Source organism: Polynucleobacter wuianus, from assembly GCF_001659725.1.
In the GTDB taxonomy this organism is placed as follows: Bacteria; Pseudomonadota; Gammaproteobacteria; order Burkholderiales; family Burkholderiaceae; genus Polynucleobacter; species Polynucleobacter wuianus.
On the sequence record NZ_CP015922.1, the window covers coordinates 155545 to 169955 of the forward strand.

12 protein-coding genes are annotated in these 14411 nt (G+C 46.2%); all 12 read left to right on the forward strand.

Going from position 1 to position 14411, the window contains the following annotated elements; all coding sequences use genetic code 11:
- Window positions 1–9: 9 nt before the first annotated feature.
- From rsmH to A8O14_RS00930, 12 genes are read left to right on the forward strand one after another with little or no spacing between them, the layout of a single operon-like run.
- On the forward strand, window positions 10–960 hold the full coding sequence (gene rsmH / locus A8O14_RS00875) for a 16S rRNA (cytosine(1402)-N(4))-methyltransferase RsmH (protein ID WP_068947780.1): 951 nt from the start codon (window positions 10–12) through the stop codon (window positions 958–960).
- Window positions 957–1223, forward strand: coding sequence for a cell division protein FtsL (ftsL, locus tag A8O14_RS00880; protein WP_068947781.1), 267 nt, complete (start codon window positions 957–959; stop codon window positions 1221–1223). The genes rsmH and ftsL overlap by 4 nt, the downstream gene beginning before the upstream one ends.
- Window positions 1220–2992 (forward strand): peptidoglycan D,D-transpeptidase FtsI family protein, encoded by a 1773-nt coding sequence (locus A8O14_RS00885; protein ID WP_068947782.1) that lies wholly within the window; start codon window positions 1220–1222, stop codon window positions 2990–2992. Before ftsL ends, A8O14_RS00885 begins: the two co-directional genes overlap by 4 nt.
- Window positions 2989–4539: a UDP-N-acetylmuramoyl-L-alanyl-D-glutamate--2,6-diaminopimelate ligase gene (locus A8O14_RS00890; RefSeq protein WP_068947783.1), complete on the forward strand. Its 1551-nt coding sequence runs from the start codon at window positions 2989–2991 to the stop codon at window positions 4537–4539. Before A8O14_RS00885 ends, A8O14_RS00890 begins: the two co-directional genes overlap by 4 nt.
- Window positions 4539–5981 carry a UDP-N-acetylmuramoyl-tripeptide--D-alanyl-D-alanine ligase gene (locus A8O14_RS00895; protein WP_068947784.1) on the forward strand — a complete coding sequence of 481 codons (1443 nt, stop codon included), beginning with the start codon at window positions 4539–4541 and terminating at the stop codon, window positions 5979–5981. The genes A8O14_RS00890 and A8O14_RS00895 overlap by 1 nt, the downstream gene beginning before the upstream one ends.
- On the forward strand, window positions 5972–7141 hold the full coding sequence (gene mraY, locus A8O14_RS00900; RefSeq protein WP_068947785.1) for a phospho-N-acetylmuramoyl-pentapeptide-transferase: 1170 nt from the start codon (window positions 5972–5974) through the stop codon (window positions 7139–7141). The genes A8O14_RS00895 and mraY overlap by 10 nt, the downstream gene beginning before the upstream one ends.
- Window positions 7142–7154: 13 nt before the next feature.
- Window positions 7155–8777 (forward strand): UDP-N-acetylmuramoyl-L-alanine--D-glutamate ligase, encoded by a 1623-nt coding sequence (murD, locus tag A8O14_RS00905; protein ID WP_068947786.1) that lies wholly within the window; start codon window positions 7155–7157, stop codon window positions 8775–8777.
- Entirely contained in the window at window positions 8774–10045 is a 1272-nt protein-coding gene (ftsW, locus tag A8O14_RS00910; protein ID WP_068947787.1) for a putative lipid II flippase FtsW, read from the forward strand. The genes murD and ftsW overlap by 4 nt, the downstream gene beginning before the upstream one ends.
- Entirely contained in the window at window positions 10042–11115 is a 1074-nt protein-coding gene (gene murG, locus A8O14_RS00915) for an undecaprenyldiphospho-muramoylpentapeptide beta-N-acetylglucosaminyltransferase (protein ID WP_068947788.1), read from the forward strand. Before ftsW ends, murG begins: the two co-directional genes overlap by 4 nt.
- A complete protein-coding gene (gene murC / locus A8O14_RS00920; RefSeq protein ID WP_068947789.1) occupies window positions 11112–12548 on the forward strand; it encodes a UDP-N-acetylmuramate--L-alanine ligase in 1437 nt (478 codons plus the stop codon). The genes murG and murC overlap by 4 nt, the downstream gene beginning before the upstream one ends.
- On the forward strand, window positions 12541–13548 hold the full coding sequence (locus tag A8O14_RS00925; RefSeq protein WP_068947790.1) for a D-alanine--D-alanine ligase: 1008 nt from the start codon (window positions 12541–12543) through the stop codon (window positions 13546–13548). The genes murC and A8O14_RS00925 overlap by 8 nt, the downstream gene beginning before the upstream one ends.
- 8 nt (window positions 13549–13556) lie before the next feature.
- Entirely contained in the window at window positions 13557–14402 is an 846-nt protein-coding gene (locus tag A8O14_RS00930; RefSeq protein WP_228385087.1) for a cell division protein FtsQ/DivIB, read from the forward strand.
- Window positions 14403–14411: the final 9 nt, after the last annotated feature.

A 14411-nucleotide genomic window follows, 5' to 3' on the forward strand; every position in this document is an offset into this window, starting at 1 on the left:
CAGGGTGCTATGAACATAACTCATCGCCCAGTGTTACTGGCCGAGGCGGTGACGGCGCTAACCAATGGCCCGCTCATTCAGAATCAAAACGCAGCGCAAAACATTTTAGTAATCGATGGAACTTTTGGGCGCGGCGGTCATACGCAAGCATTGCTGAAGCAGTTACCAGCATCAGCGCGCATGATTTCTTTCGACAAGGATTTAGATGCAATCGCAGTTGCAAAACAAATCAACGATCCACGCTTAACAATTGTGCACGACAGTTTTGCGCAGATGGATCAGTACATGGCAGCAGAATCAGTCGATGGAATTTTGCTAGACCTGGGAATCAGTTCACCCCAAGTAGACGAAGCGCATCGGGGATTTTCATTTCGTCGAGAAGGTCCCCTCGACATGCGAATGAATACTGATCAAGGTATGACAGCGGCAGAATGGTTGGAGCAGGCGCCGCAGGAGGAAATCACGCACGTGATTAAGACGTACGGGGAGGAGCGTTTTGCATTTCAAATCGCGAAGGCCATTGTGGCTAAGCGAGAAGAGGGCTCGTCTCCTAAAACAACTACGCAATTAGCTAGCTTGGTTGCAGGTGTAGTGCGTACTCGTGAAGCTGGTCAAGATCCTGCCACGAGAACTTTCCAGGCATTACGCATTTTTATTAATCGCGAGTTGGAAGATTTGGAGCTGGGCCTAAAGGCCGCTTTGAAATTATTGAAGCCAGGTGCAAGACTTGCTGTTATCAGTTTTCACTCATTAGAAGATCGTATTGTTAAGCAGTTTTTGCAGGCTCATGCAAAAGTAGAAGTTCCCCGTGGCCTACCTGTGCGAGAAAAAGATTTGCCCCAAAGCGCGCTTGAAATTATTGGCCGTATTAAGCCTAGCGATCTTGAGATTTCGGAAAATCCTCGTGCACGCTCAGCCATTATGCGGGTAGCAGAAAAGCGTATGGGGGTGCTTGCATGAACCGCGCCACGTTAACGTTGCTAGCCCTGCTCTTAGTTTGTGCACTATCTCTAGTCGCCGCCCAACAACGCGCGCGCAAATTATTTATTGCTCAAGAGCGCGCACAAATTGAAGAGCGCAAATTGAATCAAGAATGGTTGCGCTTGGAATATGAGCAACGCAATCTTTCTAAATCTGCTCGTATTCGTGATGTAGCGCGTAATCAATTGCATATGGTGCCCATTTCTCCTGAACGTACTCTGTACTTGAAGGAGGCTCAATGAGACCGGTTGGTTTTTCTACAACCCCAAATTTAGTGTTGCGTCTGCCTATGTGGCGGTCACGCCTCATGCTGTTTCTCTTATTTTTCGTTTTCATGATGTTGTTGCTTCGTGCATTCTGGATTCAAGGTCCAGGAAATGCATTTTATGAAGCCAAGGGTGTGCGTGGTACTCAACGTGAGTTGGAGTTACCGGCTAGCCGAGGAAAAATTTTGGATCGCAACGGTCAAGTTATTGCTACGAGTCTTGAGGCCAAGTCTGTAATTGCTTACAACGATACGGTTCCCGATGATTTGGCGGCCGATAAGGTAAAAAAACTGGCTAGCCTCTTGCAAATTAGCGAAGCAGATCTTCGTAGGAAGCTTAAGGAAGAGCGAAAGCAGATTTTCTTAAAGCGCCAAGTTGATCCGATTGTTGCTCAGCAAATTAAACAATTAGAAATTCCGGGTATTGGGCTGAATAATGAATATCGCCGTTTCTATCCCGAAGGCGAAGCGATGGCGCACGTTGTTGGATTTACCAACGTAAACGATAAAGGTCAGGAGGGCATGGAGCTCTCACGAGAAAATGATCTAGCTGCACACCCAGGACAAAGACGGGTTGTGATCGATCGCCTTGGACGTGTAGTAGAAGATGTAGCAATTGAGCAGTTGCCACAAAACGGCAAAGACTTACAGCTCTCGATTGATAGCAAGATTCAGTTTCTTGCATATAACGCTGTGAAGAGCGCAGTTGAGCAGCATCATGCAAAAGCTGGTGGCGCAGTAGTGTTGGACACACAGACGGGTGAAATTCTGGCTCTAGCCAATTACCCAAGTTACAACCCAAATGATCGCAGAAATTTAAGTGGTGAGCAATTACGTAACCGAGTATTGACAGATACGTTTGAGCCGGGCTCAACGATGAAGCCACTCACTATTTCAATTGCTCTGGAAAAAGGATCTGTGGCACCAAATACCAATATGGTGATTGGTGCAAAGTATTTAGTGGGGCCTAAGCCGATTACGGATACTCACCCTTACGGAAATCTGACTGTTGCTGAAGTAATTCAGAAGTCAAGCAATATTGGTACTGCCAAAATTGCGATGAATAATCTCTCTCCAGAAGAGATGTGGGATTTTTATACCGCAGTAGGTTTGGGCCAATCCCCAAAAATTGGGTTCCCAGGTGCAGTTGCGGGAACTGTGCATCCATTTAAGAAGTGGATGCCAACTGATCAGGCGCGCATCGCGTTTGGATACGGAATTTCTGCTTCGCTATTTCAAGTAGCACGCGCTTACACGATCTTTGCGCGCGATGGCGAGTTAGTGCCCCTAACGATCGAACGTAGTCCTGAATTCAAGCCTGGCACAAGAGTGCTTTCTGCCAAGACCGCCATTGAAATGCGTGAAATGTTAGAGACGGTGACGCAGCCGGGCGGCACAGCAATTAAAGCGCAGGCTGAAGGATATCGAGTTGGCGGAAAAACAGGAACAGCTCATAAATTAGTAGGCAAAGGATATGGCAATTCGTATCGCGCCTACTTTGCTGGTTTAGCGCCTATTAGTGCGCCACGAATTGTGGTGGCGGTCATGATTGATGAGCCAACAGGTGGCAGTCACTACGGTGGTGATGTGGCGGCACCCGTATTTTCAACCATTGTTGGTGAGACCTTGAGAACGCTCAATGTTCTTCCTGATAGCAAAGTGAAGCAAATGGCTCTTGATGATAAGGGCCCTGCAGAAATTCGTATGACAAATACGCAGACACAACATGTGGCTTTGAAAAGATGAGGGTGGCATTGAACATAGAACCCAATCATTTGATTGACCACTTACACTCATTGGCAAATTTGTCTGCCAAGGTGAGCGCGGACAGTCGCCAGATTCGGCCTGGCGATATCTTCTTTGCATATTCTGTTGGGCACGGGAATGCACTTCGTGATGGCCGCAAATTTATTGATGCTGCTTTATTAAATGGAGCCGCTGCAGTAGTCTTTGATCCAGCTGGATTAGATTTAAATTACTTAGACCATCCTCAATGTTTTGCGATCGAAAAGCTCGCTGAAAAAGTAGGAAAGCTCTGTTCCCAATGGTATGGCGATCCGAGTAAGGAATTAAAAATGATTGGGGTCACTGGTACTAATGGCAAGACCAGTATTACTCAGTGGTTGGCAAAATCCTTGGACCAAGTAAGTCACCGAACAGCAGTACTGGGGACCTTAGGCACAGGCTTTCCTGGTGCTTTGGAAAAGACGGGGTACACCACTCCAGATGCCCCGAAGTTACAAACTCAGTTAAAAGAATTACTGGATGCTGGTGCTAAACAAGTAGTAATGGAAGTGTCATCGCATGCATTACATCAAAATCGAATTGCTGGAACTTTATTTAATTGCGCCGTATTTACTAATTTGACGCAAGATCATTTGGACTACCACGGCAATATGGCAAACTACGCCGCAGCAAAAGCAAAGCTATTTAGTCAGCCAGGTCTAGAGCATGCTGTGGTGAATTTAGATGATACATTTGGGCGTGAATTAACTATAAATCTACTGGCTAGAAAAGACCTGAAGGTTTGGGCATACGCTTTGAGTGCGTCTGCTTTTAAAGGCTTTGAAAAGTTTGGTGATCGTCTGCAGCGTATCTACGCAGCAGAGACCGCCCTCAATCATGCTGGATACGATTCTGTGTTCACTTATGAAGGGGTCGGTACATACACTTTGCATGTTCCCTTGCTTGGCGAATTCAATCTCAGTAATGCGCTTGCAGTTTGGGCAACTTTGTTGACGCAAGACGTTACCGGTAATGAAGCTAGCAAACGAGTAAGTCAATTGCATGCAGTGATCGGTCGCATGGAGCTGATCTCATTAGGCAAGAATCCAAAATCAGAAGGTCCATTGGCGGTTGTAGATTACGCCCATACACCAGATGCTCTGCAGAAGACTTTAAAAGCATTGCGTCCGATTGCCGAGCAACGTGGCGGAAAATTGTGGTGTGTATTTGGTTGCGGCGGTGATCGCGATAGTGGTAAGCGCCCTCAAATGGGTGCTGTAGCAGAGAATTTTGCAGATCAAATCATTATTACTAGTGATAACCCACGCTCTGAAGATCCGCAAGCAATCATGGAAATGATTTGCAAAGGAATTCAAAAGCCTGGTGCAAATATTCAGGTAATTGCAGATCGTGCATCAGCAATTATGGCTGCCATTCGTCATGCGGATTCACGCGATATTGTTTTAGTTGCGGGTAAGGGTCATGAGACTTCACAGGAAATTAGTGGCAAGAGTTTTGATTTTTCTGATCAAGAGCATATTCGTTTAGCTGCTGGAGGCATGGTCTGATGTCGATGATGACTCTTGCTCAAGCACATGCCATGCTACCTGGAAGTAGGCTATTAAATGTTTCTGCTGAAGCAGCAAAAATAATAGCGCTATCAAGAGTGGGAACCGATAGTCGCCAAATTGATACAGGCGAATTATTCGTTGCTTTGGCTGGTGAGCGTTTTGATGCCCATGACTTCTTGGCCGATGTCGCAAGATCTGGGGCTGGTGCTGCATTAGTCAGCAATGCTGAACAGTGCCCAACAAATTTGCCCGGTATTTGTGTTGCCGATACACGCATCGGCTTGGGCAATCTGGCGAAAGCCTGGCGTGCAAATTATGAAATTCCTTTGGTGTTGGTTACCGGAAGTAATGGCAAAACCACCGTTAAAGAAATGATTGCTGCAATTTTTAAGGCTGCAGTTGGAGAAGCTCATACTCTGGTTACCAAAGGTAATCTCAATAATGACATTGGCTTGCCACTGACTTTATTAAAACTGCGCTCTACTGATCGTCTAGCAGTAGTTGAGTTGGGTATGAATCATCCCGGAGAAACAGCGCAATTGGCTGCGATTGCGCAAGCTAATATTGCCCTTATTAACAATGCCCAACGCGAGCATCAAGAATTTATGGCAACGGTTGCTGCCGTTGCTGAAGAACACGCCGATGTAGTTCGTACCTTGCCCAAGAATGGCATTGCTGTATTCCCTGCAGATTCTGAGTTTACTTCTGTATGGCGTGAGGCTGCTGGTGCACGAAGGGTGATTGACTTCGCTTTGATCTCAACTCAGATAAACCAAACTGCTTCAGTTAAAGGTCGTCTATTAAGCAATGGACGGGTAGAAGTAGTTGCGGAGAATGGCTCAGTTGAGATTCAGCTCAATACCCTTGGAAGTCACAATGTACGTAATGCCCTGGCTGCTAGCGCTGTTGCTATAGCGGCAGGCATCGGCCTAGAAATAATCAAAGAAGGTCTTGAGTCATTTACTCCCGTAAATGGACGCATGCAAGCGAAGAAGATTGACCCTAATCACACATTAATTGACGATAGCTATAACGCGAATCCAGATTCGGTACGAGCTGCAATTGATGCGCTTAAGCAATCTGGAAATATTTCTTGGTTGATTTTGGGAGACATGGGAGAGGTTGGCAATCAAGGTCCTGAGTTTCACCGTGAAGTAGGCGCGTATGCAGCTGAGCAGGGGGTTGCTAAATTATTTGCTCTTGGCGAGCAATGCCAATTTGCGATCAAAGGCTTTGAGGGGGTTGCAAAAAATACTACAGCATCCAAAGCAATTCACTTTTCCGATATGGACAGTTTGATTGCACAGTTACGAGATGCATTACATGCGCAGTCAACCGGCAGTAATCAACATCTCAATATTTTGGTTAAGGGTTCACGATTTATGCGCATGGAGCGTGTAGTGCAAGCCTTGTTAGAGGAGGCTAAAACATGCTCTTAATTTTGGCGCAATGGTTGCAAGATGATTTTGGATTCTTCAGAGTCTTTAACTACATTACCTTTAGAGCGGTGATGGCTACAGTTACTGCATTGCTGATTGGTTTAGCTGCAGGTCCCTGGGTTATTCGTAAGTTAACGGCATTAAAAATGGGGCAGGCAGTACGTACCAATGGCCCACAATCCCACCTAGTGAAATCAGGTACACCAACGATGGGTGGCGTATTAATTCTGATCGGCATTTTTGTATCTTGTATGTTGTGGGCCGATCTTAGTAATCGCTTTATCTGGATTGTGATGATTGTGACCTTTGGATTTGGAGCCGTAGGTTGGGTAGATGACTACCGCAAAGTCGCTCGCAAGGATCCTAAAGGTATGGCATCAAGAGAAAAATTCTTTTGGCAAACATTGATTGGTTTGTTTGCTGCTATTTACTTGGCGTTTTCCGTTTCTGAGGTCAATAACCTCAAGGTGCTGCAATTATTCTATGAATGGCTAAAGAGCGGTTTTGCTTTAAATCTTCCTGCAAAAACAAATTTACTTTTGCCGTTCATTAAAGAGGTGAGTTACCCATTAGGAATGATGGGCTTCATCATTTTGAGTTACTTGGTTATTGTTGGTAGTAGTAATGCTGTTAATTTGACCGATGGTCTAGATGGTTTGGTCATCATGCCAGTGATTTTGGTTGGTGCCGCATTAGGTGCTTTTGCCTATGTGATGGGTAATGCGATTTATGCCAAATATCTACTCTTTCCTTATATCCCGGGAGCTGGAGAATTAATGATTTTCTGTGGTGCCATGGGAGGCGCTGGTTTAGCTTTTCTTTGGTACAACACGCATCCAGCTCAAGTATTCATGGGCGATGTGGGCGCGCTGGCTTTGGGCGGTGCGCTTGGAACTATTGCGGTGATTGTGCGTCAAGAGATTGTGCTCTTTGTGATGGGCGGAATCTTTGTCGCCGAAACACTGTCTGTGATGCTGCAAGTATTTTGGTTCAAGCTCACCAAAAAACATTTCGGCGAGGGGCGTCGTATTTTCCGTATGGCTCCACTGCACCACCATTTTGAATTGGGTGGCTGGAAAGAAACACAAGTGGTAGTTCGTTTTTGGATTATCACAATTCTCTTGGTGCTAATTGGTTTATCAAGTTTGAAATTACGGTGAACCACAAATAAATATGCTGACTCTAGAAAATACTTTCGCTAACCCTACTGCCCTAGCTGATGCTGGCTATAGGGCTCCACATCAATTCCTTATTTTGGGATTGGGTGAGTCTGGTGTTGCTATGGCGAGGTGGTGCTTGCGTAATGGTGCAGCTGTGCGCTTGGTAGATACCCGCGATCGGTCCCAGTTTTCCACGCTTCAACTTGCATGGCTTGCAGAGCTAGAGTTTGCTGGCTTAAAAGACATGCAGTTTGGTCCACTGAGTGATGATTTACTCACTGATATTGATGTCGTTGGCATTAGTCCAGGTTTATCACCATTACAAGAGCCAACAGAGTCCTTCCTAGTAAAAGCGCGTAAAGCAAGGGTAGATGTTTGGAGTGAAATTGAATTCTTTGCTCGTGCCATTGCCGCTATGGCACGTATGGCAGAAGAAAAGCAATCTAGTTATGTAACGTCGGTGCTTGCGATTACGGGTACTAATGGCAAGACAACGACCACTGCATTAACTGGTCAATTGTGTGAGCGCGCTGGTAAGAAAGTGGCAGTTGCTGGAAATATCAGCCCTGCTGCTCTCGATAAGCTCATGACTTGTTTGGATGGCGCCGATCAAATTGAAGATATGCCCGATGTTTGGGTATTAGAGCTATCGAGCTTCCAGTTGGTTTACACCGACTCATTAAATGCAACTGCTGCAACTGTATTGAATATTACTCAAGATCATTTGGACTGGCATGGCGATATGTCTGCTTATGCGACCGCTAAAGCCAAAATATTTGGCCCCGACACGATTTGTATTTTGAATCGGGATGATCCGGTAGTCATGGGCTTAATTGCTGATGAGCAAAAAGCAGAAAAGTTGATTGTGACCTTTGGTTCAAATCGCCCTGATGAGCAGGGTGCATTTGGGATTGAGCATGATTTGCGTGCGGGCGGTATCGATTGGTTGGTGTGGGCTGAAGTAGATGAAGATGTGGAGCCTAAACCAAAGCGCCGCCGTAAGTCAGTAGCAATCGAAGAGGATGAGCCATTACGTCTCAAGCGCTTGATACCAGCAGATGCATTACGTATTCGTGGTCGACATAACGCTTTAAATGCACTGGCCGCCCTTGCTCTTGCGCGCGCTGCTAATTTACCGATGAATGTTTTATTACATGGTTTGCGTGATTACCATGGTGAGCCACATCGAGTGCAAAGCATTGCGATTGTGAATGACGTTGAATATGTTGATGACAGTAAGGGCACCAACGTTGGGGCTACAGTTGCCGCCTTAAATGGTTTAGGTAGCAATGAATCTGGTAAGCGCATTTGGTTGATCGCAGGTGGAGATGGCAAAGGTCAAGACTTTAGTCCATTGCGCGAGCCTGCCTTACGTTTTGTCAAAGGCGTCTTCTTAATTGGCAAGGATGCTGCAAAGGTTGCCGAGGCAATGGGTGCTGATATTCCTTGCGTAAACAGCGGAGACTTACAAGCAGCTGTCCAAGCCGCTGCAGCCAAGGCGGTATCCGGAGATTTAGTTCTACTATCCCCCGCTTGCGCAAGTCTAGATCAGTTCCGCGACTACAAAGAGCGTGCACAAGTATTTGTAACAGAGGTTGAAGAATTGGGAATGCGCTTTGAAGGAATTCAGGCATGAGCTTAAGAGAAAAATTCTTCCCAGAAAACCGCTTAGGATTAGATCGATTCTGGAATTTCTCTAGAGGCGGGATTGATAATTTCCGTACCGGTTTGCGCGATGCCGTCTCAGGTGTAGAGCAAACCCGTTCACGCATGATGGAGTATGACCAGTTATTGGTGTGGGCTGTGTTATCGCTAATGTTGATAGGCTTGGTTATGGTCTATTCCGCATCAATCACTTTGGCCGATGGCCCTAAATACGCTAACTACAGCAGCAACTTCTTTTTGATTCGCCATTTGATCTCATTAGCAATTGCTATTGGAGTAGGTGTTTGGGCTTTCAAGATTCCAACTAAGGTGTGGGATCGTTACTCGCCCGTGATTTTTGGCTTCACTGTGTTATTGCTGATCGCTGTACTTATCCCAGGGATTGGTAAAGGGGTAAATGGTGCAAAGCGCTGGATTCCGTTGGGCTTGATGAATTTCCAGCCGTCTGAGTTAATGAAATTTGCTGCAGTCATTTTTGCTGCTAGTTACACAGTTCAACGTCAAGAGTATTTACATTCCTTTTCGAAGGGAATGTTGCCAATGGGTATTGCGGTTGCTCTAGTTGGTGGTCTCTTGATGAAAGAGCCTGATATGGGTGCATTTGTGGTCGTCGCATTAATTGCATTTGGAATCTTGTTCTTGGGCGGCATTAATGCAAAGTTGTTTGGTGGCTTGATTGTGGTTGGCTTGCTCAGCGGTGCTGCAATGATTGCACTCTCACCATTCCGTCGCGGCCGTATGTTGGCATTTATGGATCCATGGCAAGTGGATAACGCAGCGAATAAAGGTTATCAATTGACGCACTCACTGATGGCATTTGGTCGTGGTGAATGGTTTGGAACTGGTCTAGGCGGGAGCGTCGAAAAGCTGCATTACCTACCTGAGGCACATACTGACTTCATCATGGCAGTGATTGGCGAAGAACTCGGCTTTGTGGGTGTAGTTGTCATGATTTTCTTGTTCTACTGGATTGTCCGTCGCGCATTCCTGATTGGTCGTACCGCCTTGCAATTGGATCGCAGCTTCGCAGGTTTAGCGGCAAAAGGTGTTGCCATCTGGATTGGTTGGCAGGCTTTTATCAATATGGGTGTGAACTTAGGTTTACTTCCAACAAAAGGTTTGACTTTGCCGCTAGTGAGTTATGGCGGCTCTGGAATTTTGATGAATGCAGTAGCTATTGCAATGTTGCTGCGTATTGATTATGAGAATCGTATTTTGATGCGTGGAGGGAAGTTGTGACAAGACCCTCAATATTGGTGATGGCCGGTGGTACTGGCGGGCATATCTTCCCAGGCCTTGCTGTTGCCCAATATTTACGGATTTGCGGTTGGAACGTTGCATGGTTGGGTAACCAAAGTGGCATGGAGTATCGCCTTGTGAAGTCCTGCGACTTTCCATTTGAAGCAGTTGAGTTTGGTGGCTTGCGTGGTAAAGGCCTCAAGGCAAAACTGATGCTCCCAATCAATTTGATGCGCGCATGTTTTCAGAGTTGGAAGATCATGCGTCGCTTAAAGCCGAGCGTTGTATTGGGTATGGGTGGTTACATTACCTTCCCAGGCGGCTTAGTCAGCAAACTCCTAAAGCGCCCATTGGTATTGCATGAATCAAATTCTGTAGCAGGTAGTGCTAATCGAGCGTTATCTAAGATTGCGATGCGCACTTTGACTGGTTTTCCTAACACCATGCAAAAAGCAGAGTGGGTTGGGAATCCGATTCGTGAAGAGTTTGACCATATACAGAAACCAGAGCTGCGCTATGAGCAACGTCAGGGACCAATATCTATATTGGTTGTTGGCGGTAGCTTGGGAGCGGCAGCTCTAAATGAAGCTATTCCTGCCGCGTTGGCATTAATTCCAAAAGATGTTCGTCCAACAGTAACCCATCAGGCGGGCGATAAGCATTTAGCAGATTTGCAAAAACGTTATGCGGAGTTTGGTGTTGAAGCAGACATTCGTCCATTTATCGACGATATGCCTAACGCCTACGCTAATGCGGACTTAGTAATTTGTAGATCGGGTGCGATGACCGTTTCTGAGTTAGCGGCATGCGGCGTAGCTTCATGCTTAATTCCATTTCCACATGCAATTGATGATCATCAAACTGCAAATGCCCAATTTTTGTCTAATGCGGGTGCTGCTGTTCTATTGCCGCAGCAATATCTTAATCCCCAAGATTTGGCTTTGATGATTCAAAACTTTAATCGAGGTGACCTTAAAGAAATGGCGATGCGTGCGCAAGCATTGGCTAAGCCGCATGCGACTCAGCGTGTTGCTGAAGTATGCGCTGATTGTGCGGGGGTAGGCGTATGAAACATATCGTTCAGCAAATTCACTTTGTCGGTATCGGTGGTGCGGGTATGAGCGGTATCGCCGAAGTACTTTTGAATTTGGGTTATCAGGTCACTGGTTCGGATTTGGCTGAGAGCCTGACTACAAAGCGCCTTAAGGAATTGGGTGCAGTTATTTATATTGGTCATGATCCAAAGAATGTCGGCACGGCAGAGGCGGTGGTAATTTCAACTGCAGTGGCAGGAAACAATCCTGAAGTATTGGCTGCACGTGCGGCCAAAATCCCGGTGATCCAACGTGCTGTGATGTTGGGCGAGTTGATGCGTCTAAAACAAGGTATTGCTATTGCTGGTACACATGGCAAAACTACGACAACAAGTTTGGTAGCTTCTGTATTGGCAGAAGGTGGTTTAGATCCAACCTTTGTGATTGGTGGCAAGCTCAATTCAGCTGGTGCAAATGCACGCTTAGGCCAAGGTGACTTCATTGTGGTTGAGGCAGATGAGTCAGATGCTTCATTCTTGCAGCTATTCCCGGCAATGGAGGTGGTTACCAATATTGATGCTGATCATATGGATACTTACCAGCACGATATGGCGAGGTTGAAGCAGGCCTTTGTGCAATTTATCCAGCGCATGCCTTTCTATGGCATTGCAGTCTTGTGTATTGACGATGCAAATGTGCGTGACATTATTCCTTTTGTCTCACAACCTGTATTGCGTTATGGACTTTCTGATGATGCGGATATCCGTGCCAGTAACATACGCGCTGATGGTACTCGAATGCATTTCACAGTAGAGCGTCGCACAGTTCGTCGTCATGGAAATAAACCGGGTCCACTGAATGTGACATTGAATCTTCCTGGCCTACACAACGTACGTAATGCGCTTGCAGCAATTGGAATTGCAACTGAGTTGGGTGTTGGAGACGAGGCAATTACTAAGGCCTTGTCTGAGTTTGGTGGTGTTAGCCGCCGCTTCCAGCGCTATGGTGAGATTCCACTTGCCTCAGGTGGTAGCTTTACCTTGATTGATGACTATGGCCACCATCCGGTAGAGATGGCTGCTACTTTGGCTGCAGCACGAGGCGCTTTCCCAGATCGTCGTTTAGTTCTGGCTTTTCAGCCACATCGCTTTACTAGAACGCGCGATTGCTTTGGTGAATTTGTACAAGTGCTTCGAAATTTTGATGCCTTGGTATTAACCGAAGTTTATCCCGCTGGTGAAGCGAAGATTCAGGGCGCGGATGGAAAGAGCTTGATGAAAGCGGCTTTAGCTGAAGACAAGCAATCCAAAGCATCCCTCAATTCTGCTGCGGTGGTATTTGCATCCAATGTTGCTGAGATGCCAGAAAAGTTAAGTCAAGTTTTAAAAGATGGAGATGTATTAATTACGATGGGCGCAGGTTCTATTTCAGCTTTGCCACACACCTTGTCGGAGGCAAAGAATGTCTAAGCAAAGTCTTAGCTTATGGGGTGATCGTGTAAAGACACGGTTGGCCAGCTTGGATGTCAAAGCCTTTGGTCGAGTGGGTGTCCTGCTGGGCGGTCGTTCTGGCGAGCGCGAGATTTCGTTGATGTCGGGTAATGGCGTGTTACAGGCACTTATATCTAGAGGCGTTGACGCTCACGCATTTGATCCAGGAGTACGCAATCCAACAGAATTAGTTGCGGAGAAATTCGATCGCATATTTATTTCTTTGCATGGTCGCTATGGTGAAGATGGAACTATTCAAGGTTTGCTTGATTTACTTGAGCTGCCATATACCGGTAGCGGTGTGCTTGCTTCAGCATTAGCCATTGATAAGATTGTCACAAAGCAAGTTTGGATTAGCAATGGACTTGCTACCCCTGAATTTGAAGAGTTAAAGGCAGATAGCGACTGGAATGCAGTTGTGAAGCATCTTGGTTTGCCATTAATTGTGAAGCCGGCGCATGAGGGTTCTTCGCTAGGCTTAACTAAAGTAAGGTCTGTAGAAGAGCTACCTGCTGCATATCAGCTGGCTGCTGGACTTGATAAAAAAGTGATTGCAGAAACTTGTATCGTGGGTGATGAGTTGACTTGTCCATTGGTGGGCCAAGGCAATAGTGCCGAAGCATTACCTGTAATCAAAATTATTCCACCGCAAGCCAACTATGATTTTCATAACAAGTATTTTTCCGATGAGACCCAATACCTGTGCCCAACAGGATTAGCTCCTGAGGTAAATGAGCGAGTACAAGAACTTGCTTTGGCCGCGTATAAAGCCCTTGGTTGTCGCACCTGGGGTCGTGCTGATGTGATGTTGGATCAAAAAACAGGTAAACCCTATTTACTTGAGATGAATACCTCTCCTGGCATGACTTCACACTCATTGGTGCCGATGGCAGCCAAGGCTGCTGGCGTTGAATACGCTGATTTAGTTCTGTGGCTACTTAGTCAAACCTTGCCAGAAAAAGAGGTTACGACTGTATGAGTAACTTCATGGACCGGTTCGGCGAAATTTTCGCCATGCTGATGTCTCCGCTCTGGAATCATCCGGATCGGATGCAGAAAGTAAGCCGTTTCTTAATGCGTTGTTTTATAGCGATGATGGTTATTGGTATTTTGGTCTGGCTAAGTCAGCATCCTGTGTTTGTGCTCAAGCAAATTCAGGTTGAGCCAGTGGCTGGTCAAACGCTGCAGCATATTAATAAATCGGTTGTGAAGCGGCAAGTGCTCGAAACCGTGCAAGGTAATTTCTTTAGCGTACGTCTTGAGGATGTGAAACGTGGCTTTGAAAGTATGCCGTGGGTCCGTCATGCTAATGTGCGCCGAGTTTGGCCTAACGGCTTGATAGTCAGCATTGAAGAGCAAAAGCCCTTTGGTACTTGGGGTGGTGCCGAAAGTCATACGTTAATTAACAATCACGGTGAAATCTTTGCTGGACGTATTTCTGAGGTTAATGACGACGTCCGATTGGTAGATTTCCATGGGCCTGAGGATGCAGGCAAAGAAGTAATGAGTCTTTATGAAAAGGCCAATAACTGGTTTAAGCCTTGGGGCGCAGAAGTGACCAGCCTTGCTTTAACTGAACGTTATGCATGGCATATCAAGCTCTCTAACGGTATGAAAGTCGAATTTGGGCGCGATGAAGAGAGCTCGGATAAAACATTAACCGAAGAGCGTGTTGCTCGGCTCTTTAAGTATTGGCCGCAAGTTCAAGAAAAGTGGTCCAACCGAATTGATGCAGTGGATTTGCGTTATGCAAATGGTTTTGCAGTTCATCTTGCTTCTGCAAGCGTGAAAAAGAATGATGTTGATGGCAAGAAAAGTGAGCTGAAGCAATGAAGGAATGGG